Consider the following 15,907-nt stretch of genomic DNA (forward strand, 5'->3'; position numbering starts at 1 on the left):
GACGCAGTCCAAGGTCGAGGCACCTGAATCGGGGACCCGCGGCTGTTTCCAACACTCGACCGGAAACGACACCATGATCATCGAGTAGAGCAGGTGCATCAGATTTTGGACGTCGTCGGGTAGGTCCTCGAGCGGGAACTTGTCGCAGTACGTCAGGGCTTCTTCGGCGCGGGGTGTGATGGCGTCGTAGAACGCCTTCATCTCGACCATGGAACTGGCGAGCCGCTTGGCATAGCGCTCGGGTTCGCTCGGCAGACACCACTGCGCGAATTGCTCGAGATCGGCGAACTCGACCGGAAGCACGTTGCTCACACCCCCACCGCGGTGGTCCGCCGATAGTCCTCGATCCATGCCGCGGTCTCTTTGTGTAAGTGCCGCAGGAGAATCTCCTGATCGTTGAGCACGAAGGTGTCGATCACCCGCGACTCGATCATCGACTGGGTCGCCTCGAGGGTGTTCGCATCCTGCAGGCCGTACTCCTTGAACGAGACGGCGGCCAACTCCTGCGCCACCCGCTCGCGCGGGGTGCGCGGCGCCGGGAAGTACAGCGTGCCCTCGAAAACGTGACTGTTGAAAGACGTTGGCCAATAGTGATACGTCAAATACCAGCCTTGGCCCCAGAACAGGATGACGAAGTTCGGGAACAACTGAAACGAATCCAGGCCCCACGGTTCGCATTTGGCCGGATTCAATCCGGTCGGCATCGGCCCCAGATCAGGTTTGCCCCACGGGCCGAACAGGCCGCTTTGGCAAATGTCCTCGATAGGCTTGCGCATCTCGGCGGCCATCTCCCAGGCCCGCACTCCCGATGTGCTTACCAGCCGGTGCGGGCCGTCGAGCCGATAATGCGGGGCTTCAAAACCAGCCTCCGCAGCGGCTTTCGAGTATGCGGTCGGCGACTGGTTCGCATGCAGTACCGGCGCGTGATAGAACTCCTGGAACGCGTCCATGTAGAGCTTCCAGTTCGCCTTGACTTCGGAGCGATAACACCAGCGTGAGGTCATCTTGTCGAACGGGTAGCCCTCCAGAGCGGTGACCATCGGCCCGAGGAACTCTCGCAGGGGTTGGTCCGGGTTCTTCGCGAAGTTGACGAAGATGAACCCTTCCCACACCTCGCAGTGCACCGGAACCAGTCCGTAGCGGCTCTTGTCGAGGTCGAAGAACTCGCTTTCCTGCTGGACGAAGGTCAAGTTGCCGTCGAGGTCATAACGCCAGGCGTGGTACTTGCAGGTGAACTGCCTGCACGTTCCGCTGGTCTCCTCCAGGGGCATGTCGTTCCACACCAACTTGTTGCCGCGATGCCGGCAAACGTTGTGGGAGGCCTTGATGTCCCCGGATCCAGTGCGAACCAGGATGATTGAGGTGTTGACGACCTTCAATTCCTTGGTGAAGTAACTGCCTTTACGCGGAACCTGTTCGACGCGGCCAACATTCAGCCAAGCTCGCTTGAAAATCGCCTCGCGCTCCAGGTCATGGATTTCGGGACTGATGGAGTCCTCGTAGGAAACCGGGGCTGTGCCGAGCTCGGGGTAATGCTCGGTCCAGCTTCCCTCCGCCGGCTTCGGAAAACGAGCCATGATCGCTCCTCACGCGTCCGATCGAGCCAGGCCTGCAACCGCCGACATGAGGCGCTGGTCGGTGCGGGCCTGTCGGAGCCGACGGTATAACGTGAGAACATCAATAGCAAGTAGTTGATACTGCCCGTTGGAGGCGCACATGCCGGTAAATGTCGAGGCCCACGTTGTGCGGGTCATCTCGCCGCACACGGAAGGTGTCATCGCCGAAGTTGCAGCCTCGACACACGAGCAGGTGGATCAAGCCGTGACGGCGGCGCGGACGGCGTTCGACTCGGGCGGACGGAGCAACAGCGAACCCGCAGAACGGATCACCGCGATTCGTCGCCTGGCCGACATCTACGACCGGCGACGCAGCGAGATGGCGGACACCATCAGCGCCGAGATCGGCGCCCCGATCAGCTTTGCTCACCGCGCTCAGGTCGGACTGCCCGCGATGATGATCCGGGCGTTTTGCGAGTTGGCCGAGAGCCACATCTGGCAGCAGGATCGACGTGGGTTCTTCGGGGCGGACGTACGCGTTCTCAAAGAGCCCGTCGGCGTCGTCGCCGCAGTCGCGCCCTGGAACATGCCCCAGTTCCTGATCATCACCAAACTCGTGCCTGCACTCCTGGCCGGGTGCGCCGTCGTACTCAAGCCCGCTCCCGAAAGCCCGCTCGACGCTTTACTTCTGGGCGAAATGCTGACCGAAGCGGGGCTCGGAGACGGCTTGGTGAACATCGTCATCGGTGGCAGCGCGGTCGGTGAAGCACTCGTCTCTCATCCCGGAGTGGACAAGGTGTCCTTCACCGGCTCGACGGCGACCGGCCGCGCTGTCGCCGCCGCGTGCGCCGCCAACCTCACCAAGGTCAGCCTCGAACTCGGCGGCAAGTCAGCGGCAATCGTTCTCGACGACGCTGCGCCCGAGAAGGTCGCCGCCGGAGTACGGTCGGCAAGCCTGTCCAACAGTGGCCAGATCTGCAATGCGCTCACCCGCGTCCTGGTACCTGAAGCGCGGCACGACGAATACGTGGACGCGCTCGGCACCGAGATGGCGGGCCTTCGGGTCGGTGATCCGAGCGACCCCGATACGCAGTTGGGGCCGCTCGTATCCCAGCGCCAGCAGCAGCGGGTTCGCGGGTATATCGACATCGGTGAAAGCGAAGGTGCACAGATGATTACCGGCGGCACCACCATGCCTGACGGGTTGGACACGGGCTGGTACGTCCGCCCGACCCTCTTCGCCCGGGCCGACAACTCCATGCGCATCGCGCGCGAGGAGATTTTCGGACCGGTCATCACCGTCATCCCCTACCGCGACGAAGACCAGGCCGTCGCGATCGCCAACGATTCCGACTTTGGTCTTGCCGGCTCAGTCTGGTCCTATGACGCTGAGCGAGCCCTCGCTGTCGGGTCTCGTATCCGCACCGGAACCGTTGGTATCAATCAGGGTTACACCATGGACCCGTTCGCCCCCTTCGGCGGGGTCAAGGGCAGCGGCTACGGCCGCGAACTCGGTCCTGAGGGCCTGGACGGTTACCTCGAGACGAAATCAATTGCCATCGCAGGAGATTCGTAGACTTCGATTCACCTGGTTCTTGACGGTGCGGACACTTCGCGAAGAGCCAGAAGGAACAGCTCATCCATTCGTGGGCTGAGTTCGGCCAGTGTTGCGGCGCTGACGTGAGTGGCGGAGCCATAGACGCTGTCCTGTTCGTGCGGCGCGGTCGGACTGCCGACGGCCAGGCACAGGACAGCCATTCCATCGGATCGCACTTCTTCCAGCGCCTTACAAGTGTCGGCTTCTGCGTATCGCCCCTCGTAGCCCTGGTCGTATGGGGCGCCATCGGACAGGATGAGGAGCAGACGATGTGGCGTACCTGCCTGAGTCTTGAGAATGGCGGCGGCACCACGGATCGCGGCGCCTAGGCGGGTGTATCCCGATGGCTGAAGCTTGTCGAGCCGTCCGCGGCTCGCCGAACCGAATCGCTGGCGAAACCCTTTGATCTCGAGCAGGTGTACCGCGCGCCGGCCTTCCGACCGAAACGCGTAGAGCGCGACGCGATCGCCGATTTCCTCCAGGGCGCTGGCGAGTGTCGCAGCGGCAAGCCGCTGTTGCTCGTGGACCGCGCGGCCGGTCGGGTCGGACTCGCTGACCGATCCAGACGCGTCGAGCAACAGAAGTACACCGAGCTCGCGAGCAAGCCTGCGACGTTCGGCGTACACATGCTCAGACGGATGGTGACCGGCACGAAGGTCCGCGATGAACTCGACGAGCGCTTCGGTGTCGATCTCATCACCGTCGGGGCGCCGCCGCAGCATGCGCGGCCCCAATGCGATGCGCGACAGACGTTTTCGCAGCACGTAATCGGCCGCCACATCAGCGGTCGCTGCCTCGGCACGGCCCGTTACTGGATATTCGAGAACTCTGCACCACTCAGGTCGGTAGCGGTCGCTGAAGGTGTCCCATTCCGGGTACAGCGCAGCACCCGCTCCCAGGGTGATGGAAGGCTTCTCCTCGTCGGGGCGACTCCCGATCGATAGAGGTCGGGCCAGCGCAGTGACCCGGCGTGCGCGGCGATCGGCCGCGTTGTTGAGTTCTGCGCCGGCCGTGTCTTCATCCTGCGATCGCGCCGTGCCGAAGAGCTTGCGCAGGAAATCCGACAGAGCCCGCGAGTTCATCAGTGGATTCTCGAAGAGTTTGAGAAGCCCTCTCCCCCGGCGGTTCTCGTCGGAGTCGCCCTCGGATTCGGTGACGTCAGTGGCGTCGATCGCGAATTGCGTTTCCCTGGCAGCCGACTGGCGGTCGTTACCGGGATTGCCTAGCAGTAGCGATGGCTTGATGCCGCCGAACCAGTCAGGCGGTTCGGGGACAGCTCTCCGGCTCTTGGCGACGGCCAGGGACTCATCGGCTGTCGCGGTCATCGGCCGGACATCTGAACTGTGTGCGGCGGCGAGTGGAAGCTGGTGCGCCAATCCGTGAATCACCCGGTTCCCCTCCAGCGCAAGGTATCGGCGCGCGTGGGTAGGACGTGCGCGTAGCGGTCGGATCCGCTGCGAGTCAAAGCTTCCGGCGCCAAGCAGAGCGCTTTGTAGGAGAACCTGGCGCCGCTGATCGAACGTTGTGTCCGCGGAGACGAAGATGATTCGCCCGTCGGTGTGGGCGGCCTCGCCCGGTCGAGCCCTGGCCACTTCGACGGCTCTGCCGGCCAACGAGGTGGCCAGGAGGCGGAATCGGCCCAAGTCTTCGCGATCCGCCTCGATCACGTCGGCGGCAGGACGGCGTCGACGAGTTCGCCGAGCGCTCTCACGACGTCCTGGTCGTCAGAAAGGATTTGCACAATCGCCGAGTGCGCGGCGCGCCGCAGACTCAGTCCTTCGGCGATCAGCTCACCCGCGAGGATCAGCGTTCGCGTCGACGCCACCTCCGCCAGCGGCGATCCCGTCAAGTTGCGAATCGAGTTCGCGACTTCGACCAATTTGCGGGCGGATTCGAGATCGATCCCGGACTCGTGGGCAACGACCTCCGTTTCGACGTCGGCGGCAGGAAAGCCCAGCTCGATTCCGACGAACCGCTGACGAGTCGACACCTTGAGGTCCTTCAGGACGCTCTGGTAACCGGGGTTGTAGGAGATCACCAATTGAAAGCCGGGCGCGGCATGCAGTGTCAGTCCCAGCCGATCAACGTTGAGTTCCCGGCGGTGATCGGTCAGCGGATGAATGACCACGACGGTGTCTTGGCGTGCCTCGACGACCTCGTCGAGGTAGCAAATCGCGCCCTGGCGTACGGCACGCGTCAAAGGCCCGTCAGCCCACACCGTTTCACCGCCCTTGAGCAAAAAGCGGCCTACCAAATCGGCCGACGTCATGTCCTCATGACCCGCAACGGTAATCAACTCGCGGCCCGACTGGTGTGCCATGGCCTCGACGAAACGGGTTTTGCCGCAGCCGGTTGGCCCCTTCAACAACACCGGGAGACCGCGGCGCGCAGCCGCCCGAAACACCTCGACCTCGTCGCCGGAAGCACGGTAAAACGCCGCACGCACTGATGATTCAGCTGTAGCCGGGCGTCCGTCGATCACGGTCTCACCTGCTTGGCTGAGTCGGAACGACCTTCGGCAGATCGGCTCCCTTTGGTAGGACGAGGTGTCCGTCGATGTCGATGTAGCCGGAGTGCTTAGTAGGTATCGGCAACACGGGATTGGGACACGGTTGATCAGTCCCGTCGCCGCAGATACCTCCGTTGAAATAGGAACGTTTCTGAACATCGGCGGGCCAGGGGTCGGCGTGCATGGCTAGCCATTGCGCCGGCAGGTTGTAGCAGATGAAGAAGCACGCGCTGACCGCAGCGAAGACTGCCAGGAATCGGATGAGTTGCGTTCCGATGAAACTGCCCTTCAGACGGTCGATCTCACGCTCGGCGATGGTCCGTCCGCGATCATCGGTGAAATATCTCAGGCAGCACATACCGGTCAGGACGCCGCCCCACATCAGCCCTTCGTAGATGGGCCATTGGTAGTACGTGCCCGCATTGACGGAGACCGCACGGATTGCTCCGGGGTACACGTAGAACCCGATCGGAAGCATGATCAGGCCCTCCATGATGAAGTCGACCAGGATGTTGAACGCGTAGACGACACCGATCAATTTGATGTTGCTGACGTGTGGCCAGCGGGACTTCACCTGGCGCATAACCCAGCAGCCCAAAATGATGAACAGCAGATTGAGGGCGTAACCCGGGGTATTGGTCAGCAGCGGTTCGGCGACCTGGTGGCCGGGCACCTCGGGTGACACCCAGCCTGGGATGTTCGACGACCACGAACCCAGGTTGAAGTTCCAGGTGTTGTAGGTGCACCAGGTGTTGAGGTAGTTCAACAGCGGATCCTGGAAAAAGATCAGGCCGCACGACACCAGGAGCATGCCGTCGAGGGTGATCCGTCGCTCACGTCGCCACGGTCGAATGATGAACCACCACACAGAAAGTGGCAGACCGATGCACGCGCAGATCGCATTCGCGATTAGAGGCACCTTCATGTACATCGGTGGATCACTCGGGCCTGACGGCACGTGCACGAAGTACGGCCCGCTGATCCACCGAATCCAGACGTAGAGCTGGAGAACGAGTAGCGCACCGCCGATCGCAGCCCACACCGTCACTGGCTTGACCTTGGACTGAATCGGCCCGTTCAGTTCTGCGTCATCCACCCGCATTGCCTCGCGCGACAATTCGCTCACCTTCAGCGACTCCCTTCCGGTCGGCCACCGCACCTCGGTCCGCCGGTCACCCGAATGACGAGGACTCGTCGACGGTCATAATATACTGACTAGTATCTGAAATACGGAAGAGTTTCTAAAAGGTCTGGCAGAATCTGTCCGCATGGTGGAACGGTGGACCCGCGAGCGGCGCCTGGAGCACACTCGCTCACTGCTCATCGACGCTGCCGAGGAAGTATTCGGCGTGAAGGGCTTCCTGGCCGCGACGTTAGACGACATCGCCCGTGCCGCCGGCTATACCAAAGGGGCTATATACAAGCACTTTTCAACCAAAGAGGACCTGTTCCTGGCGGTCAGTGATCGCTACTGGCGTCGCTACTTCGACAACTTCACCGAAGTGATGGCCCACGCCCCCCGAGTCGGCGCCCGCGAGCTCGACGAGATTGCCGAGCGCTGGAGTCAACTGAGCCGCGACCGGGGAGCAGAGCATGCCGCCTTGGGCCACGAGTTCACCCTCTACTTGCTTCGCAATCCCGAGGCACGGGAGCGGGTGGCGGCCAAGCGGTTAGAGGCTGTCCAAGCGCTGGCTAAGTTCATCACCACCGGCATCGACCGACTAGGCGGGTCTCTGGTGATACCGCCGTTGACTTTCGCTCAGGTGCTCGTAGCCACCAGCGACTCAATCGTCCTCGGCAGTCAGCTCGATGACGTTGATCTGTACCGTCCGGTCGTTGAGATGTACACGTCGATGATCAAAATGGGCTGACCCGATCCGGGAGAGCGAGTGGCCTTGGCCGTAGCCACGGCAGTGCCAGGTATTCGCGGACGCGGTCGACGACGTGCTCGAAATGGTGGAGCTAAGGGGATTCGAACCCCTGACCCCCACACTGCCAGTGTGGTGCGCTACCAACTGCGCCATAGCCCCAAAGATGTGCCTGTCGAAGTTACACCACGGCCTGCCAGCCTTCAAAGTCGCTGATCAGGCCGCGTCATCCAGTGCAGGTACAGGATCTGCGCACTGGGTCTCGGGCGCAAACACCCACACCACCGCAGCGGCGATCAAGATCAGCCCGCTGACGGCGAACCCCCATCCGAAACCGACGTGCTCGGCGATGTGACCCACCGCGATCGCGCCGACGATAGCGCCTAGATCGGCCACCATCTGAAACGCCGCGACAGCGGTGCCGGCACGGGCACCGTTGCCGAGGATGTCGGCGATCGCGGCCTGTTGCGGAGAGGCGAAGACGCCTGACGTCGCGCCCGCGAAGCCCGCCGCTACCAGAAACGGCGTCAGCGACGACGAGGTACCCATGCCGATAGTGGCCACGCCGGACGCCAGCAGTCCTCCGATCAGGAGCAGGCGTCGGCCGATTCGGTCGGACAGGTAGCCACTCGGCAGCACCACGGCGACGTTGCCCGCCGCAAACACCGCCAGGACCAACCCCGTCATCCGCGGACCACGGTTCAGTACGTCGGCGATGAACAGCGGCACCACGGCCATGCGCACGCCGAACACCGACCACCCCGTCGCGAAGTTCGACACCAGTGCTGAACGATAGGCACGGTGGCGCAACGCGGTACGGAGCGTCACTTCGGCCTCGAGTTGCTCGGCCGGAGCGCTCAGCGTCGATCGTCGCAGGCTGTACGAGACCACCACCGCGGTCACCAAAGTCACCGCGCCATAAATAACGAAGGGTGCTCGCAACCCCAAACCCGCTGTGAGACTGCCCATCAACGGCCCAGCCACCAGGCCGACCAGAAACGAGCTGGCGAACAAACCGGCGACCCTGCCGCGCGCATCGACCGGGCTGATCCGAATCATCAGGCCCAGCGCGGAAATGAAGAACATCGTCGACCCGATGCCACCAATCGCGCGGAAAACCAACAGTTCCCAGAAGCTGTGCACGTATGCACAGGCGCCGGTGGCCACGGCGCCGACGATCAGCCCGGCCAGATACACGGGTCGCTCCCCGAACCGCTGGACGAGCAGTCCGCTGGGCGGCGCGCAGCACAGCCGCATGACCGAGAACATTGTGATCGCCAGCGTCACCGAGCTCATGCTCACACCGAAGGTGCGGGCAAAAGCCGGCAGTACCGGCGACACCACGCCGTAGCCCAGAGCCGAAACGACGTTGGCCCCGATCAGCACCCACGCTTCACGCGGGAGCCTTGTCCGCTCTCGACGCCACGCCGTCAGGCGGGCACGAGGAGAGACCAGGATCACCCAATGACTGTATCCACAACGTGTTGCGCAGCTCTCTGGACGTCTAATAAGTGATCTGGACCACGAAACGACTCGGCGTAAATCTTGTAGACGTCCTCGGTGCCCGACGGCCGTGCGGCGAACCAGGCGTTGGCGGTGGTGACCTTCAATCCGCCCAGCGCCGCGCCGTTGCCGGGCGCGGTCGTCAGTTTGGCGGTGATCTCTTCCCCGGCCAGTTCAGTGGCGGTGACCTGGTCCGGCGAGAGCTTCGACAGCCGCGCCTTCTGCTCGCGGTTGGCCGGTGCGTCGAGGCGCGCGTAGGTGGGCGCCCCGTACTTCTCGGTCAGCTCTTGGTAGCGCTGCGACGGGCTCGAGCCCGTGACCGCAAGGATCTCGCTGGCCAGCAGCGCCAGGATGATGCCGTCCTTGTCGGTGGTCCATACCGATCCGTCGTGACGTAGAAACGACGCCCCCGCCGATTCCTCGCCACCGAATCCGATGGTTCCGCCGATCAGATCGTCGACGAACCACTTGAACCCCACCGGCACCTCGACCAGCTTTCGTCCGATACCGGCGACTACCCGGTCGATGATCGACGAACTGACCGCCGTCTTGCCGACCGCCACACCCTCCGGCCAGGACGGCCGATGCGTGTAGAGGTAGTCGATCGCCACCGCCAGATAGTGGTTCGGGTTCATCAAGCCGCCGTCGGGCGTGACGATGCCATGCCGGTCGGAGTCGGCGTCATTGCCGGTGGCGATCTGGAAGCGGTCGGGGTTGGCGGTCACTTTCCCGACAAGCCCAGCCATCGCATCCGGCGAACTGCAGTCCATCCGGATCTTGCCGTCGTGGTCGAGCGTCATGAACCGCCACGTGGCATCGACCAGGGGATTGACCACGGACAGGTTCAGGCGATGCCGCTCGCCGATCGCTGCCCAGTAGTCGACGCTGGCGCCGCCGAGCGGATCCGCGCCGATCTTGATCCCGGCCTTGCGGATGATGTCGATGTCGACCACGTTCGGCAGGTCGGCGACGTAGGCGTCCAGGTAGTCGTGGCGCTGGACGGTCCGTAGCGCGCGGGCCAGCGGCACTCGCTTGACCTGTTCACCGTTGCGGAGAATATCGTTGGCGCGCTTGGCAATTGCGTTGGTCGCATCGGTGTCGGCCGGGCCGCCGTGCGGCGGGTTGTACTTGAAGCCACCGTCGTAAGGCGGGTTGTGCGAAGGCGTGACGACGATGCCGTCGGCCAGCCCGTCGGTGCGGCCACGGTTGTAGGCGATGATCGCGTGGCTGACCGCCGGCGTGGGTGTGTATCGGTCGGCGGAGTCGACCGCGGTGACGACGTCGTTGACGACCAGCACCTCCAAGGCCGACGCCCAGGCCGGTTCGGACAGGCCGTGCGTGTCGCGGCCGATGAACAACGGGCCGGTGGTGCCCTGCGCCGCGCGGTACTCGACGATCGCCTGCGTGATAGCCAGGATGTGGGCTTCGTTGAACGCCCCGTTCAACGAAGATCCGCGGTGACCCGACGTCCCGAAGGCCACCTGCTGCGCCACGTCGTCTGGATCGGGTTCCACCGAGTAGTAGGCGGTGATCAGATGCGGCAGATCGACAAGGTCTTCGGGTTGAGCCGGCTGACCGGCGCGAGGGTTGGCCACCATGTCCATGATTCTGCCGAATAAGCTGCCGAAGCACTCCCCGCGACCGAAGGGATTTCACGAGTGGCCAGCTCTGCGTCGCCGCGCGACTACCGAGAGTTGGCCGCCGTCTTCGTCGGGGGCGCCCTGGGCACCCTCGCGCGCACCGGCCTCGGCTTCCTGGCGGTCGCCGACCCGGCTCGCTGGCCGTGGCCGACGTTCACCGTCAACATCGTCGGTGCATTCCTGCTGGGCTATTTCACGACGCGGCTCTTGGAACGGTTGCCGCTGTCCAGTTACCGTCGGCCGCTGCTGGGAACAGGCGTGTGCGGTGGCCTGACGACTTTCTCCACGATGCAGGTCGAGACACTGCGGATGATCGAGCACGGTCACTACGTTCTGGCCATCAGCTACACCTGCGTCAGCATCGTTCTGGGCTTGGTCGCGGTGCACCTGGCGTCCGGTCTGGTGCGCCGGGCGGCGTTGCGCTGATGATCTGGGTCGGGGTCGTGCTGGCGGGGGGTATCGGCGCGGTGCTGCGCTTCCTCGTCGACGGTGCGGTGGCTCGTCGGGCCGGCAAGTCGTTTCCGTTCGGCACCCTGACGGTCAACATCAGCGGCGCGGCACTGCTCGGCTTCCTCGGCGCGCTGGCGTTGAGTCGTCATGCGGCGCTGTTGGCCGGCACCGCGTTCGTCGGCTCCTACACCACGTTTTCGACCTGGATGCTGGAAACCCAGCGGCTGGGTGAAGAGCGACAAGTCGGCAGCGCCGTCGCCAACATCGTCGCGAGCATCGTGCTCGGGCTCGGGGCGGCAGCGTTCGGGCAGTGGATCGGCGGTCTGTTGTGAGCCGGCCCGGCCCGAGTCGATCGAGCCTCAAGCTGACGGCCTACTTCGGCGAACGTCAACGGGTGGCCCAGGACGGCCGGCGACCCGGCTTTCTGGCCGACGCGATGCTGGACCTGTTCGACCGCAAGGACATTGCGACCAGTGTGATGCTGCGCGGCATTGCCAGTTTCGGACCGCGGCACGTGCTGCGCACCGACCAGTCGTTGAGCTTGTCGGAGGATCCACCGGTCGCCGTCACGGCGGTCGATGTGGAGCCGAAGATCATCGGACTCGTCGACGACGTGCTGGCATTGACCGGCCGCGGGCTGGTGACGCTGGAACGCGCGGGCCGGGTCGATTCCGGAAATTTTCCGGCCGGCGCCGGCGACGCGGTCAAGCTGACCGTCTACATCGGGCGGCAGGAACGCGTCAGCGGCCAACCCGCACACCGCGCGGTGTGCGACCTGCTCCGTCGCCACCAATTTTCCGGCGCTACAGCGTTTCTCGGCGTCGACGGCACCGCCCGCGGTACGCGCTACCGGGCCGCCTTCTTCAGCCGCAATGTCAACGTTCCGCTGATGGTCGTCGCGATCGGAACACCGGCACAAGCGTCGGCGGCGGTTGCCGAACTCGGCGCCCTCGCACCGGGCGCGCTGATGACCATCGAGCAGGTGCGGCAATGCAAGCGCGAAGGCCGGCTGCTCGACCGACCGCACCGGCTGCCCGATACCGACGGTCAGGGTCGTCCGCTGTGGCAGCAGCTGACGGTGCACACCAGCGGGTCCACCACTTCTGCCGGTGCGCCGATTCACCGCGCGTTGGTCTCCCGCCTGCTCGAATCCGGCACGGCACACGGCGTGACGGTGCTACGCGGAATCTGGGGATTCGATGGCGATCGAAACCCGAACGGCGATAAACTCTTTCAACTCACCCGCCGTACACCGGTCGTCACGACCATCATCGACACACCCGAACGGATCGCCCAAAGCTTCGACATCGTCGACGAATTGACCGCTCAACACGGGTTGGTCACCAGCGAGATGATCCCCGCGGCGGTGACCGTCGACGGGCCACACCGCGACGGCGGCACCGAGCTCGCCGACCACGCCTGCTAGGCGCTGAGCTATCCCCCGCCGCCCGCGCCGGGCGCGCCGCCCGGACTGCCCTGGCCGGCCCACGAATCGTCATTCTGTTGCTGCTGTTGTTGCTGCTGCGCGGGTGCCGGAACCGGCGATGGTGACTCAGGCGACGGGGGGCTGACATGGATCGGCGTGCCCGGCGCCGCCTGGAGGTCCAGGTCAACCGTGTGCGCGCCGAGACCGACTGCCGCTATGACCGCGCCCATGGCCATCGACAAGCCAAGTGTCTTGTTCGAAGCAGTTTTCATGGCAGGGCGGATACCCGCCTCGCCCGATTCGACACGCTCCGGTCAGCAATGCGGCCTGAGGCACCGGACCGGGTGGCGTCAGGTCATCCGTCTTCAGCCGGCGTCGCCGACTTCAGGAATGCGGAAAAGTCGGGAAACAGCTTGCGGTCGACGATCTCGATCCGGGTGCCGAATGCGTCGATGTAGTACGCGAACAGTGCCAGGTCAGGCGGCGACGTGTCGGCGGTGGCCTCGAACGCGAACCCGTTGGCCTCCAATTCCCTGGCGGTCTCGGCCAGGTCATCGACGAAGTAGCCGAGATGGTGCACCGAGTTGCCCGCTGCTGCCGTCCACGGGCTTTCCGGCACCTGCTGGATCAATTCCAGATGCGGCGCCTGTAGCGAATAGGCAAATGTCGAGGTGAGCTCGCGGGTTCCGTTCATGGTGCGAAAGGGCAGCGTGTAAGTCACCGGGGTGATCCACGTGTAACCGGCTACCGCACTGAGCCGCTGCATTGCCACGTCGAGGTCGGCCACGACGATGCCGGTGTGATAGTAGTCCTTGGGATCGAGCGCGAATGCCATTGCTGTCCTTAGCTTTTCGGATTCAAACTGACGCGCCGATCTGGCAGCGGTGAAATCGGCCATCCCGCTGCACAGTGGCGAGTTTCGGCGACGTCGGGTCGCCACGGTCGATCGGGGCGGCCGGAGGGTGCGGAGAGCCCACGCCACCCTCCTTTTCGACACAGTGCCGAGTGCAGACTAGCGCTCTGCTTGCCGCGTTTAGCCGCACCGTGCCGGGGTACGCCCAATCTGCCCGGTCAACGGCCCGGACTCCGTCGAGGTTTTGATTGCTAGGGGTATATCGCATGTCCGACATGATCATCGCGTCGCCCGACGACGTGATCGCGTTTCTGAAGGCACAGCACAACCTCATCGAGGACATGTTCGACCAGGTGCTGCACGCCTCAGATCCGGAGGCCCGAGAGAAGCCTTTCGTCCAACTGCGACAGCTGATGGCGGTGCATGAGACCGCTGAGGAGATGGTCGTGCATCCGCGGGCCCGACGGGACGTGGAGGCCTTCGACTCGATCGTCGACGCCCGCCTCGAAGAAGAACACGACGCCAAGCAGTTGCTGTCGCGCATCGAGAAAATGGACATCACCTCCGACGAGTTCATCGAAGAGCTCAAAACGCTTCGGGATTCAGTGCTCGACCATGCGTTGCATGAAGAGAAATACGAATTCCCGAAATTGGAGCAGCAACTCGACGACGAAGAGTCCAAGCGGCTGACGACCGCGGTGCGGGCGGCCGAATCCATTGCGCCGACCCGCCCGCATCCAGGGGTCGAATCAGCGAAGCTGAACTTCGCGGTGGGCCCGTTCGCCTCAATGCTCGACCGCGCCCGCGACCTGCTGCAGCACGGCCTCGGCTGAGACCTGTTCGACCCTAGGCGGCCAGGGAGCTGATCCGCCGGATCACTTCGTCGCGCCCGAGGGCGCGCGCGATCTCAAACAGGTCGGGGCTTCTGGTCGACCCGGTCAGCCCGACGCGGATCAGCTGTGAAGCCTCCCGGATCGAACCCGGATACGCGTCGGGGTTCTTCTTGTATTCCTTGGCGTTACTTGCGAATCCGAATTTCTGCGCCAGATCCCGGATCTGCTGGAACCACTGCCCCGAACCGTCGACATCGCGATACGACGCGACGAAGTCACCCGCGAATGACCTGACCAGGTCGACCGGCAGCCCGCCGAGTCGGTCGTCGTCCGCAGCCACCGGCGCGAACAGGTCGGCGAAGAAGAAGCCGTAGGCGGGCCGGAAGTCTGACCATTTGCGAAGGTCTTTGCGCGGGTTGTCGACGCCGTCGCGCTCGACGGCGAGCGCGGCCAAGGTCTGGTCGGGATGAGCTTCGATCACCAGGCGCACTTCGGGATCGAACTCCGCCGCCCACGCGGTCAGCGCTGCGTAGATCTCGGGCCCGCTCAGCGTCGCGATGTAGTCGGCGCTGATGTCTTCGAGCTTCACCAAATCGACCAGCGGCCCGGCGCCGCCACACTCGGCCAGGGAGATCGGCGCCGTCAACGCCTCGGGCAGTGGGGTTTCGGCCAGTCGGCCGTTGGCCAGTCCGCGTAGGTAATACAGCACCGCGTCGGCGGGATAGCCCGAGCGGATGTAGAAGTCGACATCGGCTTCGGGGTCCTTGCGCTTCGACAGTTTCCGCTTACCGCCGGGGATCTGTTTCATCAGCAGCGCGATGTGCGCGTAGGTCGGCGGCTCGAAGCCCAGCGCCTCGAACAGCTGCAGATGCAACGCCGTTGACGAGAGCCACTCCTCACCGCGGATCACCAGGTTGCATCGCATCAGGTGGTCGTCGACGGCGTGGGCGAAGTGGTACGTCGGGAGTTGCACTGCCGCCGACGATTTGAGGATCACCACGTCGTTGTAGTTGTCCTCCATGGACAGCTCGCCGCGGATCGCATCGGTGAAGGCGGCCCGCCCGCCGGTCCGGCCGGGCGACCGGAACCGCAACACGTACGGCGTCCCCTCCGCCAACTGCTCGCGGACGGTCGCGATGTCGGCGTCGCGCCACAGCGCCCACTCGCCGTAGTAGCCGGTCGGACGCTTGAGTTGTTGCTGACGGGTACGGATTTCAGCGAGCTGTTCGGAGGTGGCGAAGCACAGATATGCCTTACCGACGCGCAGCATCTCGCGCGCGTAGCTCAGGTAGATCAGGGCTCGCTCGGATTGGCGGTACGGGCCGTACTCGCCACCACCGACACCCTCGTCGGGAATGAGCCGGAAGTAGGCGAAGGCGCGGTCGAACTGTTCGAAGGCACCGGCGACTTCCCGCGACTGGTCGGTGTCTTCGATCCGCACGAAATAGCGGCCGTCGCTGTGGTGGGCCACCGATTGATCGATCATCGCCGTGTAGATGCCGCCGAGGTGGATGAAACCGGTCGGCGACGGGGCCAGGCGCGTCACCTCCGCGCCGGCGGGCAGGTCGCGGGGTGGATAGCGCCGTTCCCACTCGCCCGGTTCGGGCAGATCGGCGGGAAAGAGGCGGTCGACCTCGTGCGGCTCCAGCATTCCGGTGACGGCTCCATTCTC

16 protein-coding genes and 1 tRNA gene are annotated in these 15,907 nt (G+C 64.2%); 6 read left to right on the forward strand and 11 right to left on the reverse strand.

Going from position 1 to position 15,907, the window contains the following annotated elements:
* Together CYU59_RS22945 and CYU59_RS22950 are read right to left on the reverse strand one after the other, a co-directional pair.
* On the reverse strand, nt 1–312 hold a 312-nt coding region (locus tag CYU59_RS22945), incomplete at its 3' end, for a hypothetical protein (protein WP_293003123.1).
* Nucleotides 309–1,577 (reverse strand): aromatic ring-hydroxylating dioxygenase subunit alpha, encoded by a 1,269-nt coding sequence (locus CYU59_RS22950; protein WP_293003125.1) that lies wholly within the window; start codon nt 1,575–1,577, stop codon nt 309–311. The genes CYU59_RS22945 and CYU59_RS22950, both read right to left, overlap by 4 nt.
* A gap of 139 nt (nt 1,578–1,716) precedes the next feature.
* On the opposite strand from CYU59_RS22950, the gene CYU59_RS22955 reads away from it, so the two are divergent.
* On the forward strand, nt 1,717–3,132 hold the full coding sequence (locus CYU59_RS22955) for an aldehyde dehydrogenase (RefSeq protein ID WP_293003127.1): 1,416 nt from the start codon (nt 1,717–1,719) through the stop codon (nt 3,130–3,132).
* A gap of 8 nt (nt 3,133–3,140) precedes the next feature.
* Here CYU59_RS22955 and CYU59_RS22960 read toward each other — a convergent pair whose 3' ends face one another.
* The 3 genes from CYU59_RS22960 to CYU59_RS22970 form a co-directional block, all read right to left on the reverse strand.
* Complete coding sequence (locus CYU59_RS22960) at nt 3,141–4,478, reverse strand: VWA domain-containing protein (protein WP_363115200.1); 1,338 nt, start codon at nt 4,476–4,478, stop codon at nt 3,141–3,143.
* Between the two features lie 338 nt (nt 4,479–4,816).
* Nucleotides 4,817–5,632: a CbbQ/NirQ/NorQ/GpvN family protein gene (locus CYU59_RS22965; protein WP_293003208.1), complete on the reverse strand. Its 816-nt coding sequence runs from the start codon at nt 5,630–5,632 to the stop codon at nt 4,817–4,819.
* A gap of 7 nt (nt 5,633–5,639) precedes the next feature.
* Entirely contained in the window at nt 5,640–6,764 is a 1,125-nt protein-coding gene (locus tag CYU59_RS22970; RefSeq protein ID WP_293003210.1) for a spirocyclase AveC family protein, read from the reverse strand.
* A gap of 166 nt (nt 6,765–6,930) precedes the next feature.
* Between CYU59_RS22970 and CYU59_RS22975 the strand changes: the two genes are divergently transcribed.
* Nucleotides 6,931–7,533 (forward strand): TetR/AcrR family transcriptional regulator, encoded by a 603-nt coding sequence (locus CYU59_RS22975; protein WP_293003131.1) that lies wholly within the window; start codon nt 6,931–6,933, stop codon nt 7,531–7,533.
* An 83-nt stretch (nt 7,534–7,616) separates the two neighbouring features.
* Here the strand turns inward: CYU59_RS22975 and CYU59_RS22980 are convergent.
* The 3 genes from CYU59_RS22980 to pgm all read right to left on the reverse strand — a co-directional run bounded on the left by CYU59_RS22980 (nt 7,617) and on the right by pgm (nt 10,631).
* A tRNA-Ala gene (locus CYU59_RS22980) sits at nt 7,617–7,692 on the reverse strand.
* Nucleotides 7,693–7,746: 54 nt separating this feature from the next.
* Complete coding sequence (locus CYU59_RS22985; RefSeq protein ID WP_293003133.1) at nt 7,747–8,991, reverse strand: MFS transporter; 1,245 nt, start codon at nt 8,989–8,991, stop codon at nt 7,747–7,749.
* Entirely contained in the window at nt 8,988–10,631 is a 1,644-nt protein-coding gene (gene pgm / locus CYU59_RS22990) for a phosphoglucomutase (alpha-D-glucose-1,6-bisphosphate-dependent) (RefSeq protein ID WP_293003135.1), read from the reverse strand. Before pgm ends, CYU59_RS22985 begins: the two co-directional genes overlap by 4 nt.
* A gap of 60 nt (nt 10,632–10,691) precedes the next feature.
* On the opposite strand from pgm, the gene crcB (CYU59_RS22995) reads away from it, so the two are divergent.
* The 3 genes from crcB (CYU59_RS22995) to CYU59_RS23005 are packed head-to-tail and all read left to right on the forward strand — an operon-like array spanning nt 10,692 to nt 12,549.
* Nucleotides 10,692–11,099: a fluoride efflux transporter CrcB gene (gene crcB, locus CYU59_RS22995; protein WP_293003137.1), complete on the forward strand. Its 408-nt coding sequence runs from the start codon at nt 10,692–10,694 to the stop codon at nt 11,097–11,099.
* The gene (gene crcB / locus CYU59_RS23000) at nt 11,099–11,455 is read left to right on the forward strand and encodes a fluoride efflux transporter CrcB (RefSeq protein ID WP_293003139.1); all 357 of its coding nucleotides are present in this window, start codon (nt 11,099–11,101) and stop codon (nt 11,453–11,455) included. Before crcB (CYU59_RS22995) ends, crcB (CYU59_RS23000) begins: the two co-directional genes overlap by 1 nt.
* Nucleotides 11,452–12,549 (forward strand): DUF190 domain-containing protein, encoded by a 1,098-nt coding sequence (locus CYU59_RS23005; RefSeq protein ID WP_293003141.1) that lies wholly within the window; start codon nt 11,452–11,454, stop codon nt 12,547–12,549. Before crcB (CYU59_RS23000) ends, CYU59_RS23005 begins: the two co-directional genes overlap by 4 nt.
* Before the next feature lie 8 nt (nt 12,550–12,557).
* Here CYU59_RS23005 and CYU59_RS23010 read toward each other — a convergent pair whose 3' ends face one another.
* Complete coding sequence (locus CYU59_RS23010) at nt 12,558–12,821, reverse strand: hypothetical protein (RefSeq protein WP_293003143.1); 264 nt, start codon at nt 12,819–12,821, stop codon at nt 12,558–12,560.
* Between the two features lie 83 nt (nt 12,822–12,904).
* Nucleotides 12,905–13,384, reverse strand: a complete 480-nt coding sequence (locus CYU59_RS23015; RefSeq protein WP_293003145.1) for a VOC family protein — start codon at nt 13,382–13,384, stop codon at nt 12,905–12,907.
* 284 nt (nt 13,385–13,668) lie between these two features.
* Here CYU59_RS23015 and CYU59_RS23020 point away from each other — a divergent pair, with 284 nt between their 5' ends.
* Nucleotides 13,669–14,235: a hemerythrin domain-containing protein gene (locus tag CYU59_RS23020; RefSeq protein ID WP_293003146.1), complete on the forward strand. Its 567-nt coding sequence runs from the start codon at nt 13,669–13,671 to the stop codon at nt 14,233–14,235.
* A 13-nt stretch (nt 14,236–14,248) separates the two neighbouring features.
* On the opposite strand, the gene CYU59_RS23025 is transcribed toward CYU59_RS23020, so the two are convergent.
* Nucleotides 14,249–15,886 (reverse strand): glutamate--tRNA ligase family protein, encoded by a 1,638-nt coding sequence (locus tag CYU59_RS23025; RefSeq protein ID WP_293003147.1) that lies wholly within the window; start codon nt 15,884–15,886, stop codon nt 14,249–14,251.
* Nucleotides 15,887–15,907: the final 21 nt, after the last annotated feature.

The sequence above is a fragment of the Mycobacterium sp. genome (assembly GCF_002863225.1).
Taxonomy (GTDB): domain Bacteria; phylum Actinomycetota; class Actinomycetes; order Mycobacteriales; family Mycobacteriaceae; genus Mycobacterium.

Excerpts from the sequence above, each read along its gene's own strand:
- CYU59_RS22950 (WP_293003125.1), bottom strand. The coding sequence starts at position 1,577 with ATGGCTCGTTTTCCGAAGCCGGCGGAGGGAAGCTGGACCGAGCATTAC.
- CYU59_RS22955 (WP_293003127.1), top strand. The coding sequence starts at position 1,717 with ATGCCGGTAAATGTCGAGGCCCACGTTGTGCGGGTCATCTCGCCGCAC.
- CYU59_RS22960 (WP_363115200.1), bottom strand. The coding sequence starts at position 4,478 with ATGACCGCGACAGCCGATGAGTCCCTGGCCGTCGCCAAGAGCCGGAGA.
- CYU59_RS22970 (WP_293003210.1), bottom strand. The coding sequence starts at position 6,764 with ATGCGGGTGGATGACGCAGAACTGAACGGGCCGATTCAGTCCAAGGTC.
- CYU59_RS22975 (WP_293003131.1), top strand. The coding sequence starts at position 6,931 with ATGGTGGAACGGTGGACCCGCGAGCGGCGCCTGGAGCACACTCGCTCA.
- pgm (WP_293003135.1), bottom strand. The coding sequence starts at position 10,631 with ATGGTGGCCAACCCTCGCGCCGGTCAGCCGGCTCAACCCGAAGACCTT.
- crcB (WP_293003139.1), top strand. The coding sequence starts at position 11,099 with ATGATCTGGGTCGGGGTCGTGCTGGCGGGGGGTATCGGCGCGGTGCTG.
- CYU59_RS23010 (WP_293003143.1), bottom strand. The coding sequence starts at position 12,821 with ATGAAAACTGCTTCGAACAAGACACTTGGCTTGTCGATGGCCATGGGC.
- CYU59_RS23015 (WP_293003145.1), bottom strand. The coding sequence starts at position 13,384 with ATGGCATTCGCGCTCGATCCCAAGGACTACTATCACACCGGCATCGTC.
- CYU59_RS23020 (WP_293003146.1), top strand. The coding sequence starts at position 13,669 with ATGTCCGACATGATCATCGCGTCGCCCGACGACGTGATCGCGTTTCTG.
- CYU59_RS23025 (WP_293003147.1), bottom strand. The coding sequence starts at position 15,886 with ATGCTGGAGCCGCACGAGGTCGACCGCCTCTTTCCCGCCGATCTGCCC.